Annotated in this window: 22 protein-coding genes; 7 read left to right on the forward strand and 15 right to left on the reverse strand. The window is 72.1% G+C overall.

Going from position 1 to position 22,057, the window contains the following annotated elements:
• The first annotated feature begins 62 nt into the window (after window positions 1–62).
• Window positions 63–422: a SpoIIAA family protein gene (locus MFF13_RS03925; RefSeq protein ID WP_147754169.1), complete on the forward strand. Its 360-nt coding sequence runs from the start codon at window positions 63–65 to the stop codon at window positions 420–422.
• 61 nt (window positions 423–483) lie between these two features.
• On the opposite strand, the gene MFF13_RS03930 is transcribed toward MFF13_RS03925, so the two are convergent.
• Window positions 484–876, reverse strand: a complete 393-nt coding sequence (locus MFF13_RS03930; protein WP_147815133.1) for a hypothetical protein — start codon at window positions 874–876, stop codon at window positions 484–486.
• 391 nt (window positions 877–1,267) lie between these two features.
• On the opposite strand from MFF13_RS03930, the gene MFF13_RS03935 reads away from it, so the two are divergent.
• Window positions 1,268–1,474 (forward strand): hypothetical protein, encoded by a 207-nt coding sequence (locus MFF13_RS03935; RefSeq protein WP_147754171.1) that lies wholly within the window; start codon window positions 1,268–1,270, stop codon window positions 1,472–1,474.
• A 30-nt stretch (window positions 1,475–1,504) separates the two neighbouring features.
• Here MFF13_RS03935 and MFF13_RS03940 read toward each other — a convergent pair whose 3' ends face one another.
• The 4 genes from MFF13_RS03940 to gcvA form a co-directional block, all read right to left on the reverse strand.
• The gene (locus MFF13_RS03940; protein WP_147828329.1) at window positions 1,505–2,539 is read right to left on the reverse strand and encodes an HD-GYP domain-containing protein; all 1,035 of its coding nucleotides are present in this window, start codon (window positions 2,537–2,539) and stop codon (window positions 1,505–1,507) included.
• A 90-nt stretch (window positions 2,540–2,629) separates the two neighbouring features.
• A complete protein-coding gene (locus MFF13_RS03945; RefSeq protein ID WP_238270941.1) occupies window positions 2,630–4,114 on the reverse strand; it encodes a methyl-accepting chemotaxis protein in 1,485 nt (494 codons plus the stop codon).
• A gap of 341 nt (window positions 4,115–4,455) precedes the next feature.
• On the reverse strand, window positions 4,456–4,743 hold the full coding sequence (locus MFF13_RS03950) for a hypothetical protein (RefSeq protein WP_147828328.1): 288 nt from the start codon (window positions 4,741–4,743) through the stop codon (window positions 4,456–4,458).
• A 181-nt stretch (window positions 4,744–4,924) separates the two neighbouring features.
• A complete protein-coding gene (gene gcvA, locus MFF13_RS03955) occupies window positions 4,925–5,803 on the reverse strand; it encodes a transcriptional regulator GcvA (protein WP_238270943.1) in 879 nt (292 codons plus the stop codon).
• A 40-nt stretch (window positions 5,804–5,843) separates the two neighbouring features.
• Between gcvA and MFF13_RS03960 the strand changes: the two genes are divergently transcribed.
• The gene (locus tag MFF13_RS03960; RefSeq protein ID WP_238270945.1) at window positions 5,844–7,157 is read left to right on the forward strand and encodes an MFS transporter; all 1,314 of its coding nucleotides are present in this window, start codon (window positions 5,844–5,846) and stop codon (window positions 7,155–7,157) included.
• Window positions 7,158–7,227: 70 nt separating this feature from the next.
• Window positions 7,228–7,656 (forward strand): GFA family protein, encoded by a 429-nt coding sequence (locus tag MFF13_RS03965; RefSeq protein ID WP_147828326.1) that lies wholly within the window; start codon window positions 7,228–7,230, stop codon window positions 7,654–7,656.
• Window positions 7,657–7,677: 21 nt separating this feature from the next.
• Here MFF13_RS03965 and MFF13_RS03970 read toward each other — a convergent pair whose 3' ends face one another.
• Complete coding sequence (locus tag MFF13_RS03970; protein ID WP_147828325.1) at window positions 7,678–8,235, reverse strand: metallophosphoesterase; 558 nt, start codon at window positions 8,233–8,235, stop codon at window positions 7,678–7,680.
• Window positions 8,236–8,353: 118 nt separating this feature from the next.
• Window positions 8,354–9,064 (reverse strand): sigma-70 family RNA polymerase sigma factor, encoded by a 711-nt coding sequence (locus MFF13_RS03975; protein ID WP_147828324.1) that lies wholly within the window; start codon window positions 9,062–9,064, stop codon window positions 8,354–8,356.
• 231 nt (window positions 9,065–9,295) lie between these two features.
• On the opposite strand from MFF13_RS03975, the gene MFF13_RS03980 reads away from it, so the two are divergent.
• A complete protein-coding gene (locus tag MFF13_RS03980; protein WP_238270947.1) occupies window positions 9,296–9,715 on the forward strand; it encodes a hypothetical protein in 420 nt (139 codons plus the stop codon).
• A 135-nt stretch (window positions 9,716–9,850) separates the two neighbouring features.
• Window positions 9,851–11,578 (forward strand): thiamine pyrophosphate-binding protein, encoded by a 1,728-nt coding sequence (locus tag MFF13_RS03985; RefSeq protein ID WP_238270948.1) that lies wholly within the window; start codon window positions 9,851–9,853, stop codon window positions 11,576–11,578.
• A 26-nt stretch (window positions 11,579–11,604) separates the two neighbouring features.
• Here the strand turns inward: MFF13_RS03985 and MFF13_RS03990 are convergent, their stop codons facing one another.
• The 8 genes from MFF13_RS03990 to MFF13_RS04025 form a co-directional block, all read right to left on the reverse strand.
• A complete protein-coding gene (locus tag MFF13_RS03990; RefSeq protein ID WP_147752215.1) occupies window positions 11,605–12,534 on the reverse strand; it encodes a DMT family transporter in 930 nt (309 codons plus the stop codon).
• 43 nt (window positions 12,535–12,577) lie between these two features.
• Complete coding sequence (locus MFF13_RS03995) at window positions 12,578–13,831, reverse strand: arsenic transporter (protein ID WP_147828322.1); 1,254 nt, start codon at window positions 13,829–13,831, stop codon at window positions 12,578–12,580.
• Window positions 13,832–13,910: 79 nt separating this feature from the next.
• Entirely contained in the window at window positions 13,911–15,230 is a 1,320-nt protein-coding gene (locus tag MFF13_RS04000; protein ID WP_238270957.1) for a metallophosphoesterase family protein, read from the reverse strand.
• Between the two features lie 29 nt (window positions 15,231–15,259).
• Window positions 15,260–16,594, reverse strand: a complete 1,335-nt coding sequence (locus MFF13_RS04005; protein WP_147828320.1) for an MFS transporter — start codon at window positions 16,592–16,594, stop codon at window positions 15,260–15,262.
• Between the two features lie 98 nt (window positions 16,595–16,692).
• Complete coding sequence (locus tag MFF13_RS04010) at window positions 16,693–17,154, reverse strand: hypothetical protein (RefSeq protein WP_147828319.1); 462 nt, start codon at window positions 17,152–17,154, stop codon at window positions 16,693–16,695.
• A gap of 31 nt (window positions 17,155–17,185) precedes the next feature.
• Window positions 17,186–17,839, reverse strand: a complete 654-nt coding sequence (locus tag MFF13_RS04015) for a hypothetical protein (protein ID WP_147828318.1) — start codon at window positions 17,837–17,839, stop codon at window positions 17,186–17,188.
• Window positions 17,840–17,935: 96 nt separating this feature from the next.
• Window positions 17,936–19,327: a sigma-54-dependent transcriptional regulator gene (locus MFF13_RS04020; protein WP_147828317.1), complete on the reverse strand. Its 1,392-nt coding sequence runs from the start codon at window positions 19,325–19,327 to the stop codon at window positions 17,936–17,938.
• 1 nt (window position 19,328) lies between these two features.
• On the reverse strand, window positions 19,329–20,813 hold the full coding sequence (locus tag MFF13_RS04025) for a sensor histidine kinase (protein WP_238270965.1): 1,485 nt from the start codon (window positions 20,811–20,813) through the stop codon (window positions 19,329–19,331).
• Between the two features lie 256 nt (window positions 20,814–21,069).
• Here MFF13_RS04025 and MFF13_RS04030 point away from each other — a divergent pair, with 256 nt between their 5' ends.
• Complete coding sequence (locus MFF13_RS04030; protein WP_147828316.1) at window positions 21,070–22,056, forward strand: bifunctional riboflavin kinase/FAD synthetase; 987 nt, start codon at window positions 21,070–21,072, stop codon at window positions 22,054–22,056.
• The last annotated feature ends 1 nt before the right edge of the window (window position 22,057 follow it).

Consider the following 22,057-nt stretch of genomic DNA (forward strand, 5'->3'; position numbering starts at 1 on the left):
TGTAGGAGTGTGCGGTGCCGCGAGATACTCGGTCGGCGGCAGGCCTGTCAGGAGCGCGCATCGTGCTGAGCTACACCAAGAAGCCCGAGTCCAGCGTCGCCGAGATCGTGGTCGACGGGAAGATAACCGACGACGAGATGAACGCGGTCATGACCGCGATGAAGGCCGACCTCGACAAGGGCGGCAAGCTCAAGCTGCTGGAGGACATCCGCGCCTTCGAGGGCATGGAGCCGGCCGCCTTCTTCAAGGACCCGCGCTTCGGCCTGTCGATGATGAAGGGCGTCAGCCACGTGGCGCTCGTCACCGACGCGCAATGGCTCAAGGTCGTCGCCGAGACCTTCGGCTTCGTCTCCCCGGCCCAGATCAAGGTGTTCGAGCGCGCCCGCCTCGACGAGGCCCGCACCTGGCTCGCCGCCGCGTGACGGACGCAGACGGTCCCGCCGCGTGACGGACGCAGACGGTCTTGCCGCGGGCGGGACCGTTCTACTCGGCCTGGGCGGTGTGCGTCGTGTTGCGCCGCGCCGTCCAGCGGCCGGAGCACAACGCCGACACCTTCCAGGTCCCAGCCCCGCCGGCCGCCTGAAGCCGGCCCGAGGCCGCGCCGCTCGCGGCCCCGTTCGAGACGTTGAGCCCCACCGTGCCGTCCGGTCCGACCTGGCCGGTGACCCGCGCGCCGGACTCCTTCGCGGACGCCGTGCGCACCTGCCCGTCGCGGATCGCGATGGCGGTGGTGTAGCGCGCGTCGCACAGGCCGCTCTCGGTCACGAGATCGACGGCCCAGGTCCCGTTGAAGGCACCCGGTTCTCCGGCGGCTACCGGCGACACGGTCGCGCCGGAGAGGAGGCCGACGAGAACGATCGGGGTGAGCTTCAGCATTCGGGACCTTTCTGTAGATCGGAAGGCGACCGCCGGGCACGACGGCAGCGACATCGGAAGACGAAACCGCAACGAGGCGTCTGACGCGGTGCCAGATTGATGAACGGCGGTGGCGGCAAGACGATGACGCCACGCGGATCCGACAGATACGCGTTCGGCCGTCGGTCGCGTCGGCGATGATTGGGGGCGGGGCATCTGTTCCTTGCGCGCCCGCCGCATTGATCATGTCTTATAGCATGATGACCGCAAAAACGAAAGTTTTACGGGTTTCACGGGCGGGCGACGCGGCCTGCGGGCGTCGGCGGGCGCCTCCCGGCATCCAGCCCGATGCGGCGCGTTAACGCTTCATCAACCATGCCGCGTCCACGCTGTCCCGAGGAGAGACACCGCCATGAAGCGACGCCCGAGCCGCGACTTCGATGCCCTGAGCCAGGCGCAGATCGCCGCCGGGCGGACCGACGCCCGCCGGGTGGACGCGGCGCGGCTGATGTCCGCGCAGGCGCCCAAGCGCATGGCGGACCTTCTCGATGCGATCCAGCACGTGACGGAGGCCGCGACCGGCGAGCGCAGCTTCCTCCACGTCCGCCCGCGTTCGTAACGCCCGCGCGGCCGACCGTCCGCGTGCGCCTCAGAACGCGTCGGCGACGGGCTTGAACGCGCGGACGAGGTCGCCGTCGAGCCGCCCGGCCATTCCGACGAGGATGTCGTAAGCCGGCATGCTCTCCATCCGCGCACGGTAGGGGCGGTGCTCGGTGAGCGCCCCGAAGATGTCGCAGATCGTGACGAGGCGAACCAAGTCCGAGATCTGGCTCCCGACCAGCTTGTCCGGATAGCCCGAGCCGTCGAGCATCTCGTGGTGCGAGTGCGCGACGGCGAGCAGGCTCTCGTCGAACCCGCGGCCGACCAGCATGGCGTGCCCGTGCGCGGGGTGGGTGCGCATCTCGGCCATCTCTACGGCGTCGAGCTTGCCCGGCTTGTTCAGGATGGCGGCGTCGATCGCGATCTTGCCGACATCGTGCAACAGGGCTGCCTTCACGAGGTGATGGCGGTCGGCGGCGCCGAGCATCAGGACGCCGCCGAACGCGGCCGCGAGCCCGGCGACCAGCAGGCAATGCCGGTGCGTGGCGTCGTCGAAGCGTCGCACCGCCCGCACCCAGGAGCGGATGCCGCCCTCCTGCAGGGCGGTCTCGATGAGCGTCGTTCCCGCCGCGATCTCGACCGGCGAGAGCGGCCGTCCCGGGACGAAGGTGGTGCACAGGAACCGCTCGGCCCGCTCGCCGTGGCGCCGCATCGCGTCGGACATCGGATCGATCCGGTTCCGCAGCTCCGCCAGGGCGCTGCCGAGGGCGGCCGGGCCGGAGGCGGCGCTGAGCAGGCTGGAGGCGCCGAGCAGCTCGGCGTAGGCGCGGGTCCGCGCACCGTTGTCGTGGAACAGGCAGACGTAGGGCACGTCCTGGCCGCGGACGCGCTCGAGCAGCGTGCGCAGGCGCGACAGCGCCTCCGAGGTCAGCGCCTTGACGTCGCTGACGATGAGTTCCGCGGCCGCCGGGCAGGAGGCGTCGTCGTAGAGGTCGAAGACCGTCGACCGCTCGACGTTCGGGAGGTCCCGTGCCAGCCGCGCCGTTCGGTGCGTGTCGTCGCTGATCAGGAGCAATTCGGCCATGACGGCGGTCCACCGGGGAGATCGTGGTCGTTCGGGTCTCGAAAGGCGGGCGCAGGTCGCGAACGCGGCTCACGCCGCAGCCGCCGGGCCTCAGCCGAAGGCGCGGGCGGCCGAGCGGACCTGACGGGTCGCGTCGTCCACCCGCTCGCTCGCCTGGGCGATCAGGTCCATGCCCGAGGCGATCGCCGTGACGCCGTACGACGCACTCTGCATGCTACCCGAGATCTCCTGCGTGACCGCGGATTGCTCCTCCACCGCGGCCGCGATCGCGCTCGCGCTCGACACGTCGCTGAGCGTCTGGATCGTGGTCTTGATCGAGGCGATCGCGTCAACGGCGTCGCGGGTCGCGTTCTGCGTCGCGGCGATCTGCGTGCGGATCTGGTCCGTCGCCTTGCCGGTCTGCTCGGCCAGCGCCTTCACCTCGGCCGCGACGACGGCGAAGCCCTTGCCCGCCGCGCCCGCACGCGCGGCCTCGATGGTGGCGTTCAGCGCGAGCAGGTTGGTCTGCGCCGCGATGCCCTGGATGAGCGCGACGACATCGCCGATCTGTGCCGCCTGGCTGCTCAGGCCGGCGACGATCAGGCCCGTGCGCTCGGTCTCCTCGACGGCCTGTCCGGCGATCCGGGCCGCGTGGCTGACCTGCTGGCTGATCTCGCCGACCGAGGCCGAGAGCTCCTCCGCACCGGAGGCGACGGCCTGGATGTCGCCGGAGACGCGCCCCACCGTGGCGGCGGCGTCGGTCGTCTGGCGCGTGACGTCCTCCGTCGCCGTCCCGATCGCGTCGAGGTCGGTGCCGATCGCCCGCTGCGCCTCGGCCCGGCGCTGGCGCTCGTGCACCTGTTCGGTGATGTCGGTGGCGAACTTGACGATCTTGGTCGTGCGGCCCTCCGCATCGGTGACGGGATTGTAGGTCGCCTGGATCCAGACCTCGCGGCCGCCCTTGCCGATCCGGAGGTACTCGGCCGACTGGAATTCGCCGCGCGCGAGCGCCGCCCAGAACGCCTGGTAGGCCGGACCGACGCGTTCGGCCTCGGTGACGAACATGCGGTGGTGCCGGCCCTGCACCTCGTCGAGCCGGTAGCCGACCGCGTCGAGGAAGTTGGGGTTGGCGGTGAGGATCGTGCCGTCGGGTTCGAAGTCAATCACGGCCTGCGAGCGGTGCAGGGCGGCGATCTGGCCTTCCATGTCCAGCGCCGCGAGCTTGTAGGCTGTGATGTCGGTGGCGAACTTCACGACTTTGACGGTCTTGCCGTCCCGGTCGAGCACGGGATTGTACGAGGCCTGGAGCCAGACTTCACGACCGCCCTTGGCGATGCGCCGGAAGGCGGCGGAATCCGCCTTGCCCTTCGACAGGCCCTCCCAGAACAGACGATACGCCTCGCTCGTCCGCTCGGACGGCTCGAGGAACAGGCTGTGGTGCCGACCTTGGATCTCGTCGAGGGCGTAGCCCATCGTCGCGAGGAAGTTGGCGTTGGCGGTGATGATCTTGCCGCTGCCGTCGAATTCGATCACGGCCTGCGACTTGTGCAGCAAATCCGAGGTGACCGAAGTCCGGCGATTCAGAAGACTCAGCATGTCGCTCCCTCGATGGAACATCGACGCCACGACGCGCGGGACCCTTGAAGAGGGGTGGCGGCGGGCTGACGATCGGCTTGGGAGGACGATACGTCGAGAGACGTTAAATCTGGTTTATTTTCTTAGAAACCCTTGGGTCCGCGACACTCTGGCATCGCTTGCGCGCAATTCTTATAGTCCCCGGCATGATCACGATGTCGATTGCGCGGGGCGCCGCCGCAGAGGCACGTGCGGGGACAGGACCCGTGATCGCGCGACGACGCGGGGCGGCAGGCTCCCACGCGGACGCTAGACAATTCTGCGTGATGCCGACGACCGTGCAGGCGCGTCTCCCGAAGCCGTCAGGCGCCGGGCGTCGCCGCATCGCCGTCCCGCATCGCTTCGGCGACGCTCTCGAAGGCGGCCACCACCGCTCGCGCGTTGGCCTGGCGGATGGCGTCGAGGTCGGGAACTCCGGCGCCGGGAATCTCGATGTCCGACATCTCGGCGCTGAGGCTTTTCCCGAGCGCGCGCACCCGGTCCGGCGGCAGGCCGCTCTGCTCGAACACCAGCACGGCGACCGTCTGGACCAGCACCCGCAGGGCGGAGGCCTCCGCGAGCCGCTCGACCGCTTCCTGATTGATCGCCATCGTCATCCCGTCGCTTGGCCCGAGAGCATTTTCCGTGATCCCCGGATCACGGAAAATGCACCGACCTGCTGTGTGGTCGCGTTTTCTTCACGCGAGCCGGCATCCACCTCGCTTGAAAACGCTCTGAAAGCCGTCTCGTCGCCGCCCGCCATGCCCGACACGGCGTGCCGCTGGCAACCGCTCAGGCGGCGGTGGGGAGCCAGTCGCAGAAGGCGCGCACCGCCGGGTCTTCGGCCCGGGCCTCCGGCACGTAGGCGTGGTAGCTTCGCGCCGGCAGGGCCGGGCCGGAAAACGGCAGCGTCAGCCGCCCCGCGGCCACATCGTCGGCGATCGGCCGCTCCGGGCCCATGGCCACGCCGAGGCCGTCGAGGGCGGCCTGCAGCGTCAAGTAGAAATGTTCCAGCGTCACCGAGCGCTGCGGGCGCAGGTTCGGCACGCCCGCGGCCTGCAGCCAGTGCGGCCAGACCTCGGGCAGCGTCGCCGCATTCAGCAGCGTATGCTGCGCCAGATCCGCCGGCGCCCGGAGCGGCAGACGTCGCAGCAGGCCTGGGCTGCAGACCGGGATGCGCCCCTCGGGAAGGAAGGCGATCGCGACGTGCCCCGGATACGCGTCCGGGCCACCGCGGATCGCGACGTCGAACGGTTCGGCGAGGTGGGCGAGCGGCACGTTGGAGGTCGTGAGCCGCACCTCGATCGCAGGGTTGGCCCGCTGGAAGGCCGAGAGGCGCGGGATCAGCCAGCGCAGGGTGAAGGTCGCGAGCGCGTTCACGTGCAACACCCGCGTTTGTCCGCGCCCGATCTGCCGAGCGCTGGCGAGGGCCACGCGGTCGAGGGCGGCACCGATCTCGGCGAGGTAGGCGCGCCCGGCCTCGGTGAGCACCACGCGGCGGTTGTGGCGCTCGAACAGCGGCGCCCCGAGCCAAGCATCGAGCGCCTGCACGTGCCGGCTCACCGCACCGTGGGTCACGCAGAGCTCGGCCGCGGCCAGGGTGAAGCTCTGGTGCCGGCCGGCAGCTTCGAAGGCCTTCAACGCATTCAGCGGCGGCAACCGGCGGTGCATGCGTGCCAGCTTTCCTCACACGTGCGTCAGCACAAGGCGTTTGTCGCGAGACCGCGAGACCGGCATCGTGCCGGCCATGAACGCCGACAGCCGAACCTCGCCCGCCGAAAGCCTTGCTCCTCCAAGCCTCGCCGACTCAAGCCTCGCCGCCCCGCCCGCCGGCGGCGCGGAGGCCGGGCGCGCGCTCGCGGTGGTCGGGGTCAACCATGCGCTGCACGACCGCTACGCCGACCTGATCTACGTGCTCCTCCCGGTCTGGCAGGCGGAGTTCGGCCTCGGCTACGTCGCACTGGCGCTGCTGCGCTCGCTCTACGTCGGCGCGCTGGCCGGGTTGCAGATGCCGGCCGCCGCGCTCGCCCGCCGACTCGGCCTGCGTACGGTGCTGGTGCTGGGCACGTTCGTCGGCGCGGCGGGCTACGCGCTCGCCGGCGCCTCGGGCTGCCTCGTCGTCCTGTGCCTCGCGCTGGCGCTGTCGGGCGCCGGCAGCAGCACACAGCATCCGCTCGCCTCGGCGGTGATCGCCCGGGCCTACGGCGAGGCCGCCCGCGGGCCGCTCGGCACCTACAACGTCGCCGGAGACCTCGGGAAGGCGGCGCTGCCGCCCCTGGTCGGGTTCGTCCTCGCCTATGCCGGCTGGCGCCCGGTGCTCTGGCTCGTCGCCGGCCTCGGCGCCATGGTCGGCCTCGGGGTCGCCGTCCTGCTGCCGCGCGAGCCCGCCGCCCGCGAGGCGGCGCGGGGGGCGGCACAGGCGACCGCGCGGGTGGATTCCTCTCGCAGCGCGCAGAAAAAGTCCGGGTTCGGGCTGCTCGTGGCGATCGGTATGCTCGACAACGCGGCGCGCCCGGCCTTCCTCGTCTACCTGCCGTTCCTGCTCCAGGCGAAGGGGGCGGCGCTCGCGACGGTGGGCGTCGGGTTCGCACTCGTCGCCGTCGGCGGAGCGCTGGGCAAGGCGGCGTTCGGACGCCTCGGGGCCCGCTTCGGGGTGACGCGCAGCGTGATCCTCACCGAGGTGGGGACGGCGGCGGCGATCCTCGCCGTCGTCGCCCTGCCGCTGGCGCCCGCCATCGCGGTGCTGCCGCTGCTCGGCCTGCTGCTCAACGGCACCTCCTCCGTCCTCTACGGCACGGTGCCGGAGCTCGCGCCGGGCGGCCGGGTCGAGCGCGCCTTCGCGATCTTCTACACCTGCACCCTCGGCGGCAGCGCGCTGGCGACGCCGCTGCTCTACGGGCCGCTCGGCGACGCGCTCGGCCCGGGCCGGGCGACCATGGCTGCCGCGGTCACGGCGTTGGCGGTCGTCCCGCTGATGCTCGCCCTCGCGCCAAGGCTCGCGCCGCGGGAGGGTGGCCCCGGATAAGCCCCGTTCGGCGCCGGGCCCGGCGCGGGTGATCCGGCATGCGCAGACCAAGCCTGCAGAAGGAGACGAGATGAGGAACGACACGACCATCCGGACCGGCGGCTGCCATTGCGGCGCGGTGCGCTTCGCGGCGACGCTGGGCGACGGCTTCCGTTCGATCCGCCGCTGCACCTGCTCCAACTGCCGGATGCGCGGCGCCGTCGTCGCGATGGCGGAGGCGGGCGGGGTCGAGATCCTGCAGGGCGCGGCGGCGCTGACGAGCTACCGCTTCCACACCGGGACGGCGCAACACTTCTTCTGCGCGCGCTGCGGGATCTACACCCATCACCAGCGCCGGTCCGACCAAAACCTGTACGCGGTCAACGTCGCCTGCCTCGACGGGGTCAGCCCGTTCGATTTCCCGGAGGTGCCTGTGATGGACGGGATCAAGCACACCGGCGACACCGGGACGCCGACCCGGCGCGCGGGCACGCTGCGCTTCGTCCCGGCCGAGGACTGACGCCGCCGGCTCAGCGCCAAGTCAGCGCAAGCCGCGGATCGCCATCTCCTCGGGCGCCTGCTCGGCTTCGTCCAGCCGGGCGAGCACCTCGGCGAGGTCGACCGGGCGATAGTCTTGCGCGTCCACGCCCACGTCGCAGGAGCGGCTGGTGTCGGGCAGGCAGGCATGAGTGTGGCCGTAGAGGTGGCGGGTCTCGCGCCAGAAGCCCGGCCAGGAGCGATGCGGATAGTGCGACAGGAACAGCCTCCGCGACGTGCCGCCGGCGTCGACCACGCTGATGCGGGCGCTGTCCACCGGCGGCTGCGCCCAGGGCAGGTCGAGCACGCGGTTGGTGTCGTGGTTGCCGCGCACCAGCCGCTTCACGCCGTTCAGCCGGCGGAAGATCGCCGCGCAATAGTCTCGGCTGGCCTCGGCGGCGAAGTCGCCGAGGTGCCAGACCTCGTCCTCGACGCCGACGCGGGCGTTCCAGCGGGCGACCAGCGCCTCGTCGTGATCCTCGACCGAGCCGAAGGCGCCGCGCCGGCGCCGGACGAGGTCGGCATCGCCGAAATGCGTGTCGGCCGTGAAGTAGGTCGCCATGGGGTTTCGGACCGGTCCTCGGCCGCCCGGGCCCGTGCGCCCGGCAGAGACCCGAGATGGCGCCCGTCGCCGGCAGCGCCAGCCGACGCGGCATCGGACCGCGCTCCCGCGCCGCGCCTCAGGGCGCGTGACGCGGCGGCGGCTCCTTCTCGAGCCCGAGGAGGCCGGCGAGCTGCCCGCGGGCGCGGCTGACCCGGCTCTTCACCGTGCCGACCTGGCATTGCAGCCGCACCGCGGCCTCCTCGTAGGTGAGGCCCTCGGCGCCGACGAGGAGGAGCGCCTCGCGCTGCGTCGCCGGAAGCGTCTCCATGACCGCGTAGAGGCGTTTGAGGGTGACGACGTCCTCCTGGTCCGGCACCGCGGTCAGCTTGCCGGCCTGGACGCCGTCGGCATCCTCCACCTCGCGCTTGCGCTTGCGGATCTCGGTGTAGAACTGGTTGCGCATGATCGTGAACAGCCACGCCACCAGGTTCGAGCCCGCCTGGAACCGGTGCTGGTTCATCCAGGCCTTCATCAAGGTTTCCTGGACCAGGTCGTCGGTCCGGCTCATGTCGCCGACGAGCGAGAACGCGAAGGTGCGCAGCGCCGGGAGAACGGCCATCAGGTCGTCGCGGAACGCCGTGGTCGGCGTCTCGCCGCGGCTCGCGAGCACGTCCTCGAAGCGGCGCACCAGGGCGCGCAGCGGCTCCGGCAAGGCGTCGCCCGCCGGCAGGGCGAAGTAGGCGCGCAACTCGCCGCCGAGATGGTTGCGGACGACGGCCGCGACGTCGACCGCGCCCAGCTCGGCGTCGAAGGTTTCGTCCCGGCCGTTGGAGATGGCTTGCGTCATGCCGATGGAGCGTCCCAAGGTTCTCACGGTCAAGCTCTTTTGAGCCGGTCTAAGGTAATTGCATATTAAATTCTGAGCCGGTGATGAACGGCCCTTAACCGTGACCGACTCCGACGGAACGTTGCTTTAGCAACGAACCCCTTTGCTCTGGCCTCATCGTGGCCCGGATGGTGAAGGCGGGCAATCGAGGCGGGGCGGGACTTTAGGGCGGGTGCGCGGCACGGGCCGCGCATGGCTGTCGCAGGTGGGTCTCAAGTCGGAACCGATCCGATCAGGCCCGATTTCATCACGGGCAACCTTCTCGCGCGGGGAAGGTTGAGGTATCTATTCATCATGTCTCGCCGAGTTTCCTATCGCATCCACGACCGGGACGACGGTCTGTTCGACGCAGCCGCCACCGTCGCGCCCGACAAGACGTATAGGCGCGAGGGCTTCGCCTCGCTCGCCGACGCCGAGGAATGGATCGATGGGCTGCGCGTCCTGATGGCCGCGATCGGCGCGCCGGTAGTGCAGGCGCAACCGGAGCCGGGCCTGCGCGATGCCCCTCCCCTTCCGTTCAGCGCGGCGCGCGCGACCGAACCGAAGACGGCCGGCGCCCGGCTGCGGCGCTTCCGCGATGCGATGTCCGCCTCCGAGGACGAGGCGGACTGAACCACCGACTGTGCGGCGGCCTCCCCACGGAAGAGCCTCCATCCGGCCGGGCAGTACGGCCTTGCCTTCGGAGCCGGGCGAACCAGACTGCGTCGGGCGAGCGCGGCCGATCCGGTCCGCGCGAGGAAACCGCCGATGGTCCGAACCCGAACCGGCGCGCGCGTGCTCGTCGACCAGCTCCTGGCGCAGGGCGTCGACTGGCTGACCTGCGTCCCCGGCGAGAGCTACCTCGCCGTCCTCGACGCGCTCTACGACACGGACGTCGACGTGCTGGTCTGCCGGCAGGAGGGCGGGGCCGCGATGATGGCCGAGGCGGCGGGCAAGCTCACCGGCCGGCCGGGCGTCTGCTTCGTCACCCGCGGCCCCGGCGCCACCAACGCGTCGGCGGGCCTCCACGTGGCGCAGCAGGATTCGACCCCGATGATCCTGTTCGTCGGCCAGGTCGCCCGCGGCATGCGCGACCGCGACGCCTTCCAGGAGATCGACTACCGCGCGATGTTCGGCACGGTGGCCAAGTGGGTCGTCGAGGTCGACGACGCCGCGCGCATCCCAGAGCTCATCGCCCGCGCCTTCCGGGTGGCGATGCAGGGGCGCCCCGGCCCGGTGGTGGTGGCGCTGCCGGAGGACATGCTCGACGACGCCGTCGCCGTCGCGGACGCGAGGCCCGTCGCGCCGGCGGAGCCCGCGCCCCGGCCGGAGGACGTTTTCGCGCTGCGCCGGATGCTCGATGGCGCGCAAAAGCCGGTCGTGCTCGTCGGCGGCTCGCGCTGGAGCGAGGCGGCGCGGGACGACCTCGTCGCCTTCGCCGCGGCCGAGGACCTGCCGGTGGCGACCTCGTTCCGACGCGCCCACCTGTTTCCCGCCGACCATCCGAACTACGCCGGCGAGCTCGGCATCGGCCCGAACCCGGCCCTCGTCGCGCGCATCCGCGAGGCCGACCTGCTGCTGATGGTCGGCGGCCGCCTGTCGGAGATGCCGGCGCAATCCTATCGCCTGCTCGGCATTCCCGATCCCGGCCTGCCGCTGGTCCACGCCCACCCGGATGCGAACGAGCTCGGCCGCGTCTACCAGCCGACGCTGGCGATCCAGTCCGCGCCCGGCCCGCTCCTGGCGGCGCTGCGGGCGTCGCCGCCACCCGTCTCGAACCCACACGGCCGGGCGGCGGCGGCGCATGCGAGCTACCGCGACTGGTCCGAGCGCCCGGCCCCGACGCCTGGCGCCTTCCAGTACGGCGAGGCCGTGACGTGGCTGCGCGAACGGCTGCCGCCCGATGCGATCCTGTGCAACGGGGCCGGCAACTTCGCCACCTGGATCCACCGCTACTACCGGTTCCGGCGTTTCCGCACCCAGCTCGCGCCGACCTCGGGCTCGATGGGCTACGGCGTGCCCGCCGCGATCATGGCCAAGCGCATCCGGCCCGAGCGCATCGTGGTCGCGCTCGCGGGCGACGGCGACGTGCTGATGACCGGCCAGGAATTCGCGACCGCCGTGCAGTACGCGATCCCGATCCTCGTAGTGGTGCTCGACAACGGCATGTACGGCACCATCCGCATGCACCAGGAGCGCACATATCCCGGCCGCGTCTCCGGCACGCGGCTGGGCAACCCGGACTTCGCCGCCCTCGCCCGCGCCTATGGCGGCCACGGCGAGCGGGTGGCGCGGACGGAGGAGTTCGCGCCGGCCTTCGAGCGGGCGCTCGCCTCCGGGCTGCCCGCGATGCTGCACTGCCTCGTCGACCCGCAGGCCCTGACGCCGACCCAGACGCTCGACGCGATTCGCGCCGGGGCGGTGGCGCAGGGCAAGGGAGAGCAGAGCAAGGGAGAGCAGAGCAAGGGAGAGCAGAGTAAGGGCGCCGGCGGTTGACGCGTCGTCCGCCTGCGCCCGCATCGTCAGAAGATCGAGATCAGCAGGATGCCGGCCACCATCAGCGCGGCACCGCCGAGCCGTGACGGGCCGGCCTTGACCTGCTTCATGCCGACCCAGCCGAAATGGTCGAGCGCCACCGAGGTCAGCAGGTTGGCGGTGATCAGGAGGCCGTTGAAGGCGCCGGCGCCGACCGTGTCGACGAAGAGCAGGCCGCCGAACACCGCCACCGCACCGGTGATGCCGGCCAGCGGCATCCACCAGCGCACGCCCTCGACGTCCTCGCGCTTCGGCAGCGGGGTCGGGCGCACCAGGAACACCAGGGCGAACACGAACACCACCGGCAGGAACGAGACGGTGGCCGCGAGCCAGGGGTTCACGAGCGCGCCGCGCAGCTGCGAGTTCCAGACGACGCCCACCGCCTGCAGGATGCCGGCGACGACGATGAACGGGTAGAGCAGCTTCGGGTTGAGGCCGTGGCCCTCGTCCTTTTCGCCGCCCTTGTCGGCGGTGGTGCGGGCGATGAACACCACGCCGACCGCCATCAGCAGCCCGCCGAGCCACGGCAGCGGCTTGAAGCCGCCGCCCTGAAGCCCGAACAGGCCGAGCGAATCCATCGCGAGGGAGGCCAGGATGTTGGCCGTCAGCGTGAGGCCGTTGAACGGCCCGGCGCCGACCTTGTCGATGAAGGCGAGGCCCCCGAACACCGCGACCGCGCCGGCGACGCCGCCGAGCGGCGCGTACCAGGGCATCTTGCCCAAGGTCTCGAGGGTCGGCAGCGGGGTCGGCATGATGAAGAACAGCGTCGCGAACACGAAGACGATCGGCGCGAACGACACCGTCGCCGCGAGCCACGGGTTCACCAGCCGCCCCCGCAGCTGGGCGTTCATGGAGTTGCCCAGCGCCTGGAGGGCGCCGGCGACCAGGATGAAGGGATAGAGCAGGGCGGCGTTCAAGGGCGGATCTCCGGTCCGAAAGACGGGGTTTTGACGCGAGAGGTCAGACGAGGAGCAGGCCGGCGAGCGCCAGCAGGAGGGCCGGCGGCATCACCAGCAGGCCGAGCTTGAGGAAGCGCCAGAAGCCGACATCCTCGCCCTCGCGCCGGATCGCGGTGAGCCAGAGGATCGTGGCGAGCGAGCCGGTGACCGAGAGGTTCGGCCCGAGGTCGACGCCGATCAGGATCGCGGCGGCGATGGTCTTCGAGACCGCGGCGGCGTGGACCGCGGCCCCGGCGAGCAGCCCCGCCGGCAGGTTGTTGACGAGGTTCGAGCCCACCGCCACGACAACGCCCGAGCCCCAGGCGGTGCCTGCCGGGTCGACCTGGGCGTAGGCCTTGAGCTGGTCGGCGATCATCTTGAGGACGCCGGACTTCTCCAGCGCCTCGACCAGGACGAACAGGCCGGCCACCAGCGGCAGCACGCTCCACGACACGTCCTTCACCACCGCGACGAGGCCGCCGCGCTTGATCGCGAGGACGACGAGGGTGGTGGCCAGACCCGCGATGAAGGTCGGCAGGCCGAGCTCGATCCCGGCCGCCGACGACCCGATCAGCGCAACCGCGGTGGCGACGATGCCGGCACCCGCAACCTTGCCGCCGAGCCCGAGCGACGCGGCCTCGACGTCGGTGGCGATCTCCTGGCTCTTCAGGACGCCGTTCTGCGTGACGCGCAGGACGAGATAGGTGGTGACGATCGCCAGCACCGAGGGCAGGCCGAAGGTCTTGAGCCATTCCCCCAGCGGCGGCATGTGGTCGGCGAACACGACGAGGTTGGCCGGGTTCGAGATCGGCAGCACGAAGCTCGCCGCGTTGGCGATGAAGGCGCAGATGAACAGGTAGGGCAGCGGGTTCTCGACCTTCGCCGCCTTGGTGGCGGCGTAGACCGCCGGCGTCAGCACCACGGCGCAGGCGTCGTTCGACAGGAACACCGTCACCACCGTGCCGACGACGTAGACCAGCAGGAACAGCCGCGTGGCCGAGCCCTTGGCCATCCGCACCGCGATCGTCGCGAGCCAGTCGAACAGGCCCTCCTTCCGCGCGATCTCGGCGAGCAGCATCATGCCGACGAGGAACAGGTAGACGTCCGTCCCCTTGGCGACGCCGTCGAGCGCATCGTGCCACGGCAGCAGCCCGAGGACGACGAGGAGGACGGCCCCGAGCACCGCCCAGACCGCCTCCGGCCATCCGAACGGCCGCAGGATCACGCCGAGCGTCGCGGCGCCCGCGATCCCCCAGGTCGCGAGGTTGGGTGTCATGGCCAGTCCAGCGATCACGTCGATAGTCCCCCGGCGCCCCGCAGGGCGCATTGCGTCTCGAAAGCCTGGTGTCAGGCGCTCACCACTTGCGCCCGGCCCGGTTGGGCCCGAGCTGGTCGCCGCGCACGCCCTTCTCGGGCCACGCATCGACTCGCGGCACGTCGCTTCCGGGCTTCGTCGGGATCGAAAGCGCAAGGTCCGGGTCGTCGAAGACGGTGACCGGCTCGATCACGTCGGTGTCGACGAGATCCGGCCCGTGCCCCTTCCAGTCCGGATGGACGGCCTCGACTTGGATCTCGGAGGCCCCCTTCGGCCAGGGAAGCCATGCCTCGTAGACGCGCCCCGTCACGAGGGTCATCAGGTGCCATGCGCCGGTCCCGGCGCGGCAGTGGACGTATTTCGGCGGCACCTCCGACAGCACGACGGCGCGGACCTTGATCCGACCCCGCTTGATCCCCTTCATGCCGGTGTTCCGCTTGGACGTCGGCCGCGTCGCCACGCGCCGGTCGGCGGGGCTGGTGATCAGCACGAACGGCCACGGCCGGTCGAGGGGCTTGAAGCGCCAGCTCGTCACCGGCCCATCGATCGCCGACACCGCGTAGCCGACCGAGCCGTCCTCGTTCTGCCCGACCGAGCGCGCCGCCGCGTAGAGCGTGCGGCCGTCATGCGCGAGTTCGTTGTAATGGGTGTGGCCCATTTCCACGAGGCGCACGCCCGCCTCCCAGAAGAGCCCTCCGACGTCGGCCCGGTCGTCGGGCTCGCGCAGGTCGTCGGGATAGGCGTGCATGAAGACCGCGACGGGGACCCCGTCCTCGGCCGCCCGCACCAGCGCCTCGCTGAGCCAAAGCGTCTGATGCGGCCCGAGCCGGAAATCGAGGCCGATCCCCTTCCGGCCGTAGCCCGGGCTGACGATGTCGACGAACAGGCAGCGGACGCCGCGGATGTCCTCGCACGCGCAGTAATGCGGAATCTCCGCCGTCGGCCATGTCTCGACCGGCGATCCCACCGGCGGCTGGTCGAGCGTCCAGATGCGCGGCGGTTCCAGCGCCCGCGACGCCACGAGCCCGGCATGGAACGCCTGGAAGTCGTCCATCGCCCCCTGCTGGCGATCGTGGTCGCCGGGGATCAGACGGACCGGCAGTTGCGGATGCCGGGCGAGGGCGTCGGCGAGGATCGCGTATTCGCAGGCCCAGCCGTTCTCGGCGAGGTCGCCCGGCAGGTAGACGAAATCGAACAGGTGCCGCGGCGCGATCGCCGCGATCTGATCGAGGATCGCGCGGAAGTCGTCGGCGTTCCGGGCGTCGGGCGTCGTGAGGTGAAGGTCGCCGACATGCAGGAACACGAGCGGTTCGCGGGTCGGCGTCCCGCTCGCGGCGTTCGGCGGGGGCTCGTGCGGCATGGGGGCGGTTTCGTCCACGGTCTGTCCGATCAGGCGGTCGCGGGCATCGCGGACGACATGCCGCCGTCCGAGCCGCCCCCGACCGCGGCCTCGTCCCGCGTCTCGGGCATCAGCGTCAGGTAGAGGACGAAGCCGAGCCCGGCGGTCGCCGCCAGCGCCAGGAACGCGGCCGAGTAGCCCGCCGAGACGATGATCAGGCCGGCGAAGGTCGCGCTGAACGCGGCGCCGAGCCCCTGCGCGGTCGCCACCGCGCCCTGGGCCGCGTTGAAGCGTCCGCCGCCGCGGGTCAGGTCGGCCACCACCACCGGGAACAGCGCGCCGTAGACGCCGGCGCCGACCCCGTCGAGGAGCTGGACGCCGACGAGCCAGAACGGGTTGTCGGAGAGCGTGTAGAGCAAGCCGCGGAGCGCCAGCACGCCGAAGGCCGCGAGGAAGATCGGCTTGCGCCCGATCGCGTCGGCCTTGGCGCCGACGAACATCGCCACCGGCACCATCACGCATTGCGCGGCGACGATGCAGATCGCGATCAACGAGGTCGCGTGGTCCTTGCCCGACAAGTGCGTGAGGAGCTGCCCGACCGAGGTCAGCATCGCAGCGTTCGACAGGTGGAACAGCGCGCACAGGCCGGCGAAGAGCAGCAGCGGCTTGTTCTTGAGCAAGGTGGCGAGGCCCGACGGCGCGTCGTCCTTGCCCGCCGCGTCCCGGGCCGCCTCCTGCTCCTTGGTCATGCCGCGGGCGAGGTCGTCGTCGATGGCGTCGGCCGGCACCAGCAGCATCGCGCCGACGGAGCAGACGGCGAGCCCCCCCATCAGCCAGAACACCACGACGGGTCCGAAGAAGTAGGCGAGCCCACCCGCGAGGGCGGCGGAGACGGCGTTGCCGGCATGGTTGAAGCCCTCGTTGCGGCCGATCCGCCGCGAGAACATCTTGGGGCCGACGATCCCGAGGGTGATGGCGGCGAGCGCGGGCGGAAAGATCGCCCCGGCGACGCCCGCCACCGACTGGGTCGCGGCGACGAGGTAGAAGTTGCCGATGAAGGGCAGCGCGAGGCAGCTCGCCGTCACCGCGAGCGCGGCGGCGATCACCACGGCGCGCTTGGCGTTGGTGCTGTCGATGAGCACGCCGGCCGGCGTCTGCGCGATCAGGCCGGCCACGCCGGCGATCGTCATGATCAGGCCGGTGGTCGCCTCGTTCCAGCCCTGGTCGGGCCCGCGCACGGCGATCAGGTAGATCGCGAGATACGGCCCCAGGCCGTCGCGCACGTCGGCGAGGAAGAAGTTGAGGGCGTCGAGCCCGCGCAGGGTCTTCGCCGTCGGCGCCGGGTCGGCCGTGCCGCCCCTCGCCCCCGCTTGTGTCGTGCTCACGCCGTCCCCCCTCGTCCGTCCTGCGGCCGGGCGGATCGCTCCGCTCGGCCGCGTGCTCAAGTCCTCGACCGCGGCGGTGTTCCGCCCCGGTCGACCGATTAGGCCGCCTCCGCGGAGGCGGACTTGGAATCGGTCTTCGCTTCGGTCTTGGGCTTCGGCTCGCGCACCGTGCCGTCGCGGTCGACGTGCAGGCGGACGGCGCGGCCGTCCTTCTCGGCCGGCACCTCGACGTGCTTGGGCTTGCGCTCCGGCTCGCCTGTGACACGGTAGCCGGCGGCCTCGGCGGCAGCGGTCGCGGCGGCGGGGTCGCCCTCCGAACCGGCGTGCTTGTCGGGCCAGGTGACGGCGTGCACCGTGCCGTCGGCGGTGGTGAGCCGCGCGACCTTGATCTCCGAGGGCTTCTTCTCGCCCTCGACGGTCACCGCGTCGCCGACGCGGAGCGCGACGCCCTCGGCGCCCTTCGGCCCGAGGTCGGCGAGTTGGCGTCCGTCGGCGCCCTCGATGGCGAAGCGGTGGCCGAAGACGCCCCAGACGGTGCCGGCGGCTTTCATGGTGGTCATGCGTGTCTCGACGGGTTGAGGAACGTTGGGTTCAGCGCGGAGGCGGCGGAGCGTCCGGCGGTGGCGGCGGCGGCGGCCCAGGGTCGATCTCGGTCATCGCCCCGGCGGAGGCGCCGACGGCGTGCGCCTCCATCACCGTGCCGAGGGCGGTGCGCAGGAGGATTCCGCGGACGGTCAGGGATCGCCCGGCCTGGAGCTCGACGCTCCAGCGCTCGGCTTCCCGCGGCGGCAACCGCACCTGCGTGCCGTCCTCCAGCAGGACGCCGTTGATCTCGCCGCGCTTGCCGTGCAGCGCCATGCCGACGCGCCCGCTCACCGTCGTCTCGGCGCGGTCGCGCCGGGGCGGGCCGAGGTCGGCCACCGTCGCCCCGGTGGCGTCGTTGCGGATCAGGCTGCCATCCACCAGCGGCAATGCGCGGGCCTTGAGGCCGTGGATCGTGACGGCGTCCCCCGGGCGCACCGCGAAGACGAGCTGCGCGCTGAGATGGGGCGGCGCCTTCACCTCGGTGCCGTCGGTAAGGATCAGGCCGTCGACGTCGCCTCGCGGCGTCAGCGTGTACTGCCGCACTGTCCCGCGAGTCTGAGGCAAGCCGCTCGGATCGAACACCGACTGCGCCGTCGCACCGCCCGATGACGCGGCGAGCGCCAGGATCGCGGACGCGATGAGCGTTTGACCGTGTCGCACGAAGCCTCCCTGTCGCAATGACATCACGGGAGGGCCATGGCACCCTCCGTGCCACGGACAAAAAGCTTACGGATCAGACAGTTGCGCGTGCAACGGTCAAGCTCGACCGTCGGGATTCACGACGGCATCCGTCGGAATATCGGACAGGTCGGTCCCGTCCGGCGGTGCGCCGAGGCCGTAGCGCTCGATCTTGGCGTAGAGCAGCTGTCGCTGGATGCCGAGGCGCCGGGCCGCCGCGGTGCGGTTGCCGCCGGCCGCCTCCAGGGCGGCTGCGATCATCGCGGCCTCCAGCCGCGCGACGGCGCCGGGCAGGTCTCCGGAGAGCCAGTCCACCGGCTCGGGCTTGCGGGAGGCGGCGGGCAGGTCGAGGTCCTGCGCGTCGATCGCGTCGCCGCGCACGAGCACGCCGGCGCGCTCGATCACGTTGCGCAGCTCGCGCACGTTGCCCGGCCAGGCATGGCCGAGCAGCCGCGCGGCGGCCGCCGCGGTCAGGCGCTTGCCCCCGAGCCCGGCGCCGGCCAGGAAGTGCTCGGCCAGCGGCAGGATGTCGGCGAGGCGCTCGCGCAGGGGCGGCAGCGCGATCGGCACGACGTTGAGGCGATAGTACAGGTCCTCGCGGAACGTGCCGGCGGCGACCATCCCCGGCAGGTCCCGGTGGGTGGCCGCGACCACGCGCACCGCGACGGCGACCGGGCGGCCGCCCACCGGCGCCACCACCTTGTCCTGGATCACCCGCAGGATCTTCGCCTGCATCTCGCGCGGCATGTCGCCGATCTCGTCGAGGAACAGCGTTCCCCCCTGCGCCTCCCGGAAGGCGCCGGGCCGGTCCGTCACCGCGCCGCTGAAGGCGCCGCGGACGTGGCCGAACAGCTCGCTCTCGAGGAGGTCGCGGGGGATCGCGGCGCAGTTGACCGGGACGAAGGCCCCGGTGCGCCGCCGGGCGTAGGTGTGGAGCGCGCGTGCCACCAGCTCCTTGCCGGTGCCGGTCTCGCCGCGGATCAGGATGGTCGCGTCGCTGTCGGCGGCCAAGCCGATCGTCTTCTGGACCCGCCGCATCCCGGCGCTCGACCCGACGAGGCCGTCGCCGGGGCCGGGCTCGACGGCAGAGCTCGACGGGATCGCCGGCCGTTCGAGCATCGCCGCCAGCACCGCCGCAAGGTCGGCCCGGCCGACGGGCTTCGTCAGGTGGTCGTGCGCGCCGAGGCGCATCGCCTCGATGGTGTTGCCGGCGTTGGCGTAGGCCGTGAGCACGGTGACCGGCGGGGGGCTGTCCTGCGCGCGGATGCGGGCGAGCACCGCCATGCCGTCGAGGTCGCCCGGCATGCGCAGGTCGAGGAGGATCGCGGCCACCCGCGGCTCGGCCGCCAGCCGCGACAGCGCGTCGCGGCCCGACGCCGCCACGAGGGGGCGATGGCCGAGGTCGGCGATGGTCTCGGCCAAGCTCTCGGCCAATGCCGCGTCGTCGTCGACGATCAGGATCAGCGCCATCTCACAGCCATGGCAGGTCGATCTCGAAGGTGGCGCCGACGGTCGATTCCATCAGCCGGACCTCGCCGTCGTGGGCGCGGGCGATCTCGCGCACGATGGCGAGGCCGAGGCCGGTGCCGTCGGGGCGCCCGGTGGCGAAGGGCTCGAACGGCTCGGCCCGGATCGCGGCGGGGACGCCCGGCCCGGTGTCGGACACCGTCAGCAGCAGGCGCGCGCCGCCGCCCTCCCCGACCCGGGCGGCGGCGAGCCGGACGAGGCCGCCCTCGGGCACGTGCTGGAGCGCGTTGAGCACGAGGTTGTCCAGCGCCCGGGCGACCTGGCCGGCGTCGATCGAGACCCGGGCGCCGGGCGGCAGCCCGTCGGTCTCGACGGCGAGCCGCACGCTCTGCTCCCGGGCGAGGTCCTCGTGCAGGTGGGCGCTGGCCTCGACGAGGGCGGCGACGTCGGCGGGCGCCCGCACGGGGGGCCGCGTCTGCGTCAGCCCGAGGAGGTCGGCGAGGAGGCCGTCGATGCGCGCGACCTGCTGCAGCACGGTCTCGATGGCGCCGCGGGCGCGGGCCGGGTCGCCGCTCGCCAGGGCGTTCTCGGCCTTGAGGCGCATGGCCGACAGGGGGTTGCGGATCTCGTGGGCGACGCTCGCCGACAGGCGCCCGACCGCGGCGAGCTTTTCCGCCGCGACGGCGCGCCCTTGCGCCTCGCGCAGGCGCGCGCTCGCTGCGTTCAACGCATCGACGAGGCGGTCGAGCTCCGGCTCGCCGGTGGGCGCGAGGTCGGGCAGGTCGCCGCGCTCGGAGCGCGGCGCGGCGAGCTGAGCCTTCAGCCGGGCGATGTGGCCGGAAAAGCCGTAGAGGAAGCGGCCGAGGAACAGGGCCGAGCCGAGCACGGTGGCGGCGAGGAAGGCGAAGCCCGCGAGCAGCTGCCGGTAGGCTGGGCCGTGGTCGGTCTGGATCCGCGCCATGGTCCAGGCGGTCGCGCCGGCGATCGGGCCGCGCAGCGGGCAGGCCTGGAGCAACAACGCCTGAGTCCGGCTCGGGCGGCGGAGCGCCGCGGGCCGTTCGGTGCGCAGCGCGTCGGCGTTGATCTGCGCGATGCTCTCGCGCTCGGCCGACGGCAGGTCGGTCTTGGGCCCGGTGCCCTCGTAGGTCGGGAAGGCGTAGGCGACCGAGCCCTCGGCGGCGGTCCAGACCCCGCCCTCGACGCCGGGCGACCGGGCGAGCGCCACGCTCACCGCGTCGGCGAGGTCGGCGCGAAGGCTGGCGTCGACGATCCGCGTCGAGGCCATCGCGCCGGTGACGAAGGCGGTGCGGTCGACGATCTCGCGGCAGGCGCGGGCGACCGCGACCTCGGCCTGGCCGACCTGCACGTCGGCCGACTGACTGTAGAACGCGAACAGCAGGTAGCCGGTGGCCGCGGCGGAGGCGAGAAGCAGCAGCCAGAGCGCGAGCAGCCGCGCCCGCAGCGAGCGCGGGATCACCGGCCGCGCCATCGCCGGCCTTGCTCGAAGCGGATCTCGCGCACCGGGCGTCGTCGCCCCCCTCAACGGCCGGGCGCCACCGCCTCGGATGCTGCCGGTCGTCGCATGTTCCGCCCGGCCGACCAAGCGGACGGAACGCCTTGCGATGTTCGGTCCCCAGCGCGCCGCTCTCGCTTGACCGCCCCGGCGGTTTTCGACAGGGTCCGCGGAGCTGCAATCCGCGGTTCCGGCGAGGGCCGCCGCACTGGACGATCCGCAAAAGCTCCCGATGGCGTCAGGCGACGAGACGGCTCCCGGGCCCTTCACGATCTGCCGCGAGGACGAGCCGGTGCCGGCAGCCCTGCGCGGCGCAGTCGCGGGGATCGGCAACTTCGACGGGGTCCACCTCGGGCATCGCGAACTGGTGGCCGCAGTGCGCGAAGCCGCCGCCGAGACCGGCGCGCCCTCGGCGATCCTCACCTTCGAGCCGCATCCGCGCGCCTACTTCGCCCCCGACAAGCCGATGTTCCGCCTCACCGGCGTCGCCGCCCGCGAGATTGTCTTCCGCCGGCTCGGCCTCGACGGGGTGATCGTGCGCCGGTTCGACGCGGGACTCGCCGGCACCGGCGCGCGCGACTTCGTAGAGCGGCTGCTGCGTGACGACCTCGGCCTCACTGGCGTCGTCGTCGGACACGACTTCCATTTCGGGCGCGGACGCGAGGGCACGCCGGCGATGCTCGCGGCGCTCTGCGCCGAGATCGACCTGTCCTGCCGCGTCGTGGCGCCGGTGGCGCACGGCGGCGAGGCCGAGCCGGTCTCGTCGAGCGCGATCCGGCGGGCGCTGGCGGAGGGCGACGTGGCCCGTGCCAACGCGCTGCTCGGCTACCGCTGGTTCGTGCTCGCCACCGTGCGGCACGGCGACAAGCGCGGGCGCACGCTGGGTTACCCGACCGCCAACCTCGCCCTCACCGAGTGCGCGCTCGCCCACGGCATCTACGCGGTGCGCGTGCGCTTGCCCGACGACACGATGCGCGACGGCGTGGCGAGCTACGGCCGCCGCCCGACCTTCGACGACGGCGCGCCGCTCCTGGAAGTGAACCTGTTCGGCTTCTCGGGCGACCTCTACGGGCAGGAGATCGCGGTCGAACTCGTGGGCTTCATCCGCGGCGAGGAGCGGTTCTCGAGCGCCGAGGCGCTGATCGCCCGGATGGACGTCGATTCGGCCGAGGCGCGCACGATGCTCGCCGCCGACCGGACGCCGTCGATGCTCGGCTGAG

It is taken from the genome of Methylobacterium cerastii, assembly GCF_022179125.1.
GTDB classification, from domain to species: domain Bacteria; phylum Pseudomonadota; class Alphaproteobacteria; order Rhizobiales; family Beijerinckiaceae; genus Methylobacterium; species Methylobacterium cerastii.

Bases quoted from the DNA above. Each gene is read 5' to 3' on its own strand.
- MFF13_RS03930 (WP_147815133.1), bottom strand. From the start codon at position 876: ATGCTGAAGCTCACCCCGATCGTTCTCGTCGGCCTCCTCTCCGGCGCG.
- MFF13_RS03935 (WP_147754171.1), top strand. From the start codon at position 1,268: ATGAAGCGACGCCCGAGCCGCGACTTCGATGCCCTGAGCCAGGCGCAG.
- MFF13_RS03940 (WP_147828329.1), bottom strand. From the start codon at position 2,539: ATGGCCGAATTGCTCCTGATCAGCGACGACACGCACCGAACGGCGCGG.
- MFF13_RS03945 (WP_238270941.1), bottom strand. From the start codon at position 4,114: ATGCTGAGTCTTCTGAATCGCCGGACTTCGGTCACCTCGGATTTGCTG.
- MFF13_RS03950 (WP_147828328.1), bottom strand. From the start codon at position 4,743: ATGGCGATCAATCAGGAAGCGGTCGAGCGGCTCGCGGAGGCCTCCGCC.
- gcvA (WP_238270943.1), bottom strand. From the start codon at position 5,803: ATGCACCGCCGGTTGCCGCCGCTGAATGCGTTGAAGGCCTTCGAAGCT.
- MFF13_RS03965 (WP_147828326.1), top strand. From the start codon at position 7,228: ATGAGGAACGACACGACCATCCGGACCGGCGGCTGCCATTGCGGCGCG.
- MFF13_RS03970 (WP_147828325.1), bottom strand. From the start codon at position 8,235: ATGGCGACCTACTTCACGGCCGACACGCATTTCGGCGATGCCGACCTC.
- MFF13_RS03975 (WP_147828324.1), bottom strand. From the start codon at position 9,064: ATGACGCAAGCCATCTCCAACGGCCGGGACGAAACCTTCGACGCCGAG.
- MFF13_RS03980 (WP_238270947.1), top strand. From the start codon at position 9,296: ATGGCTGTCGCAGGTGGGTCTCAAGTCGGAACCGATCCGATCAGGCCC.
- MFF13_RS03985 (WP_238270948.1), top strand. From the start codon at position 9,851: ATGGTCCGAACCCGAACCGGCGCGCGCGTGCTCGTCGACCAGCTCCTG.
- MFF13_RS03995 (WP_147828322.1), bottom strand. From the start codon at position 13,831: ATGACACCCAACCTCGCGACCTGGGGGATCGCGGGCGCCGCGACGCTC.
- MFF13_RS04000 (WP_238270957.1), bottom strand. From the start codon at position 15,230: ATGCCGCACGAGCCCCCGCCGAACGCCGCGAGCGGGACGCCGACCCGC.
- MFF13_RS04010 (WP_147828319.1), bottom strand. From the start codon at position 17,154: ATGACCACCATGAAAGCCGCCGGCACCGTCTGGGGCGTCTTCGGCCAC.
- MFF13_RS04020 (WP_147828317.1), bottom strand. From the start codon at position 19,327: ATGGCGCTGATCCTGATCGTCGACGACGACGCGGCATTGGCCGAGAGC.
- MFF13_RS04025 (WP_238270965.1), bottom strand. From the start codon at position 20,813: ATGGCGCGGCCGGTGATCCCGCGCTCGCTGCGGGCGCGGCTGCTCGCG.
- MFF13_RS04030 (WP_147828316.1), top strand. From the start codon at position 21,070: ATGGCGTCAGGCGACGAGACGGCTCCCGGGCCCTTCACGATCTGCCGC.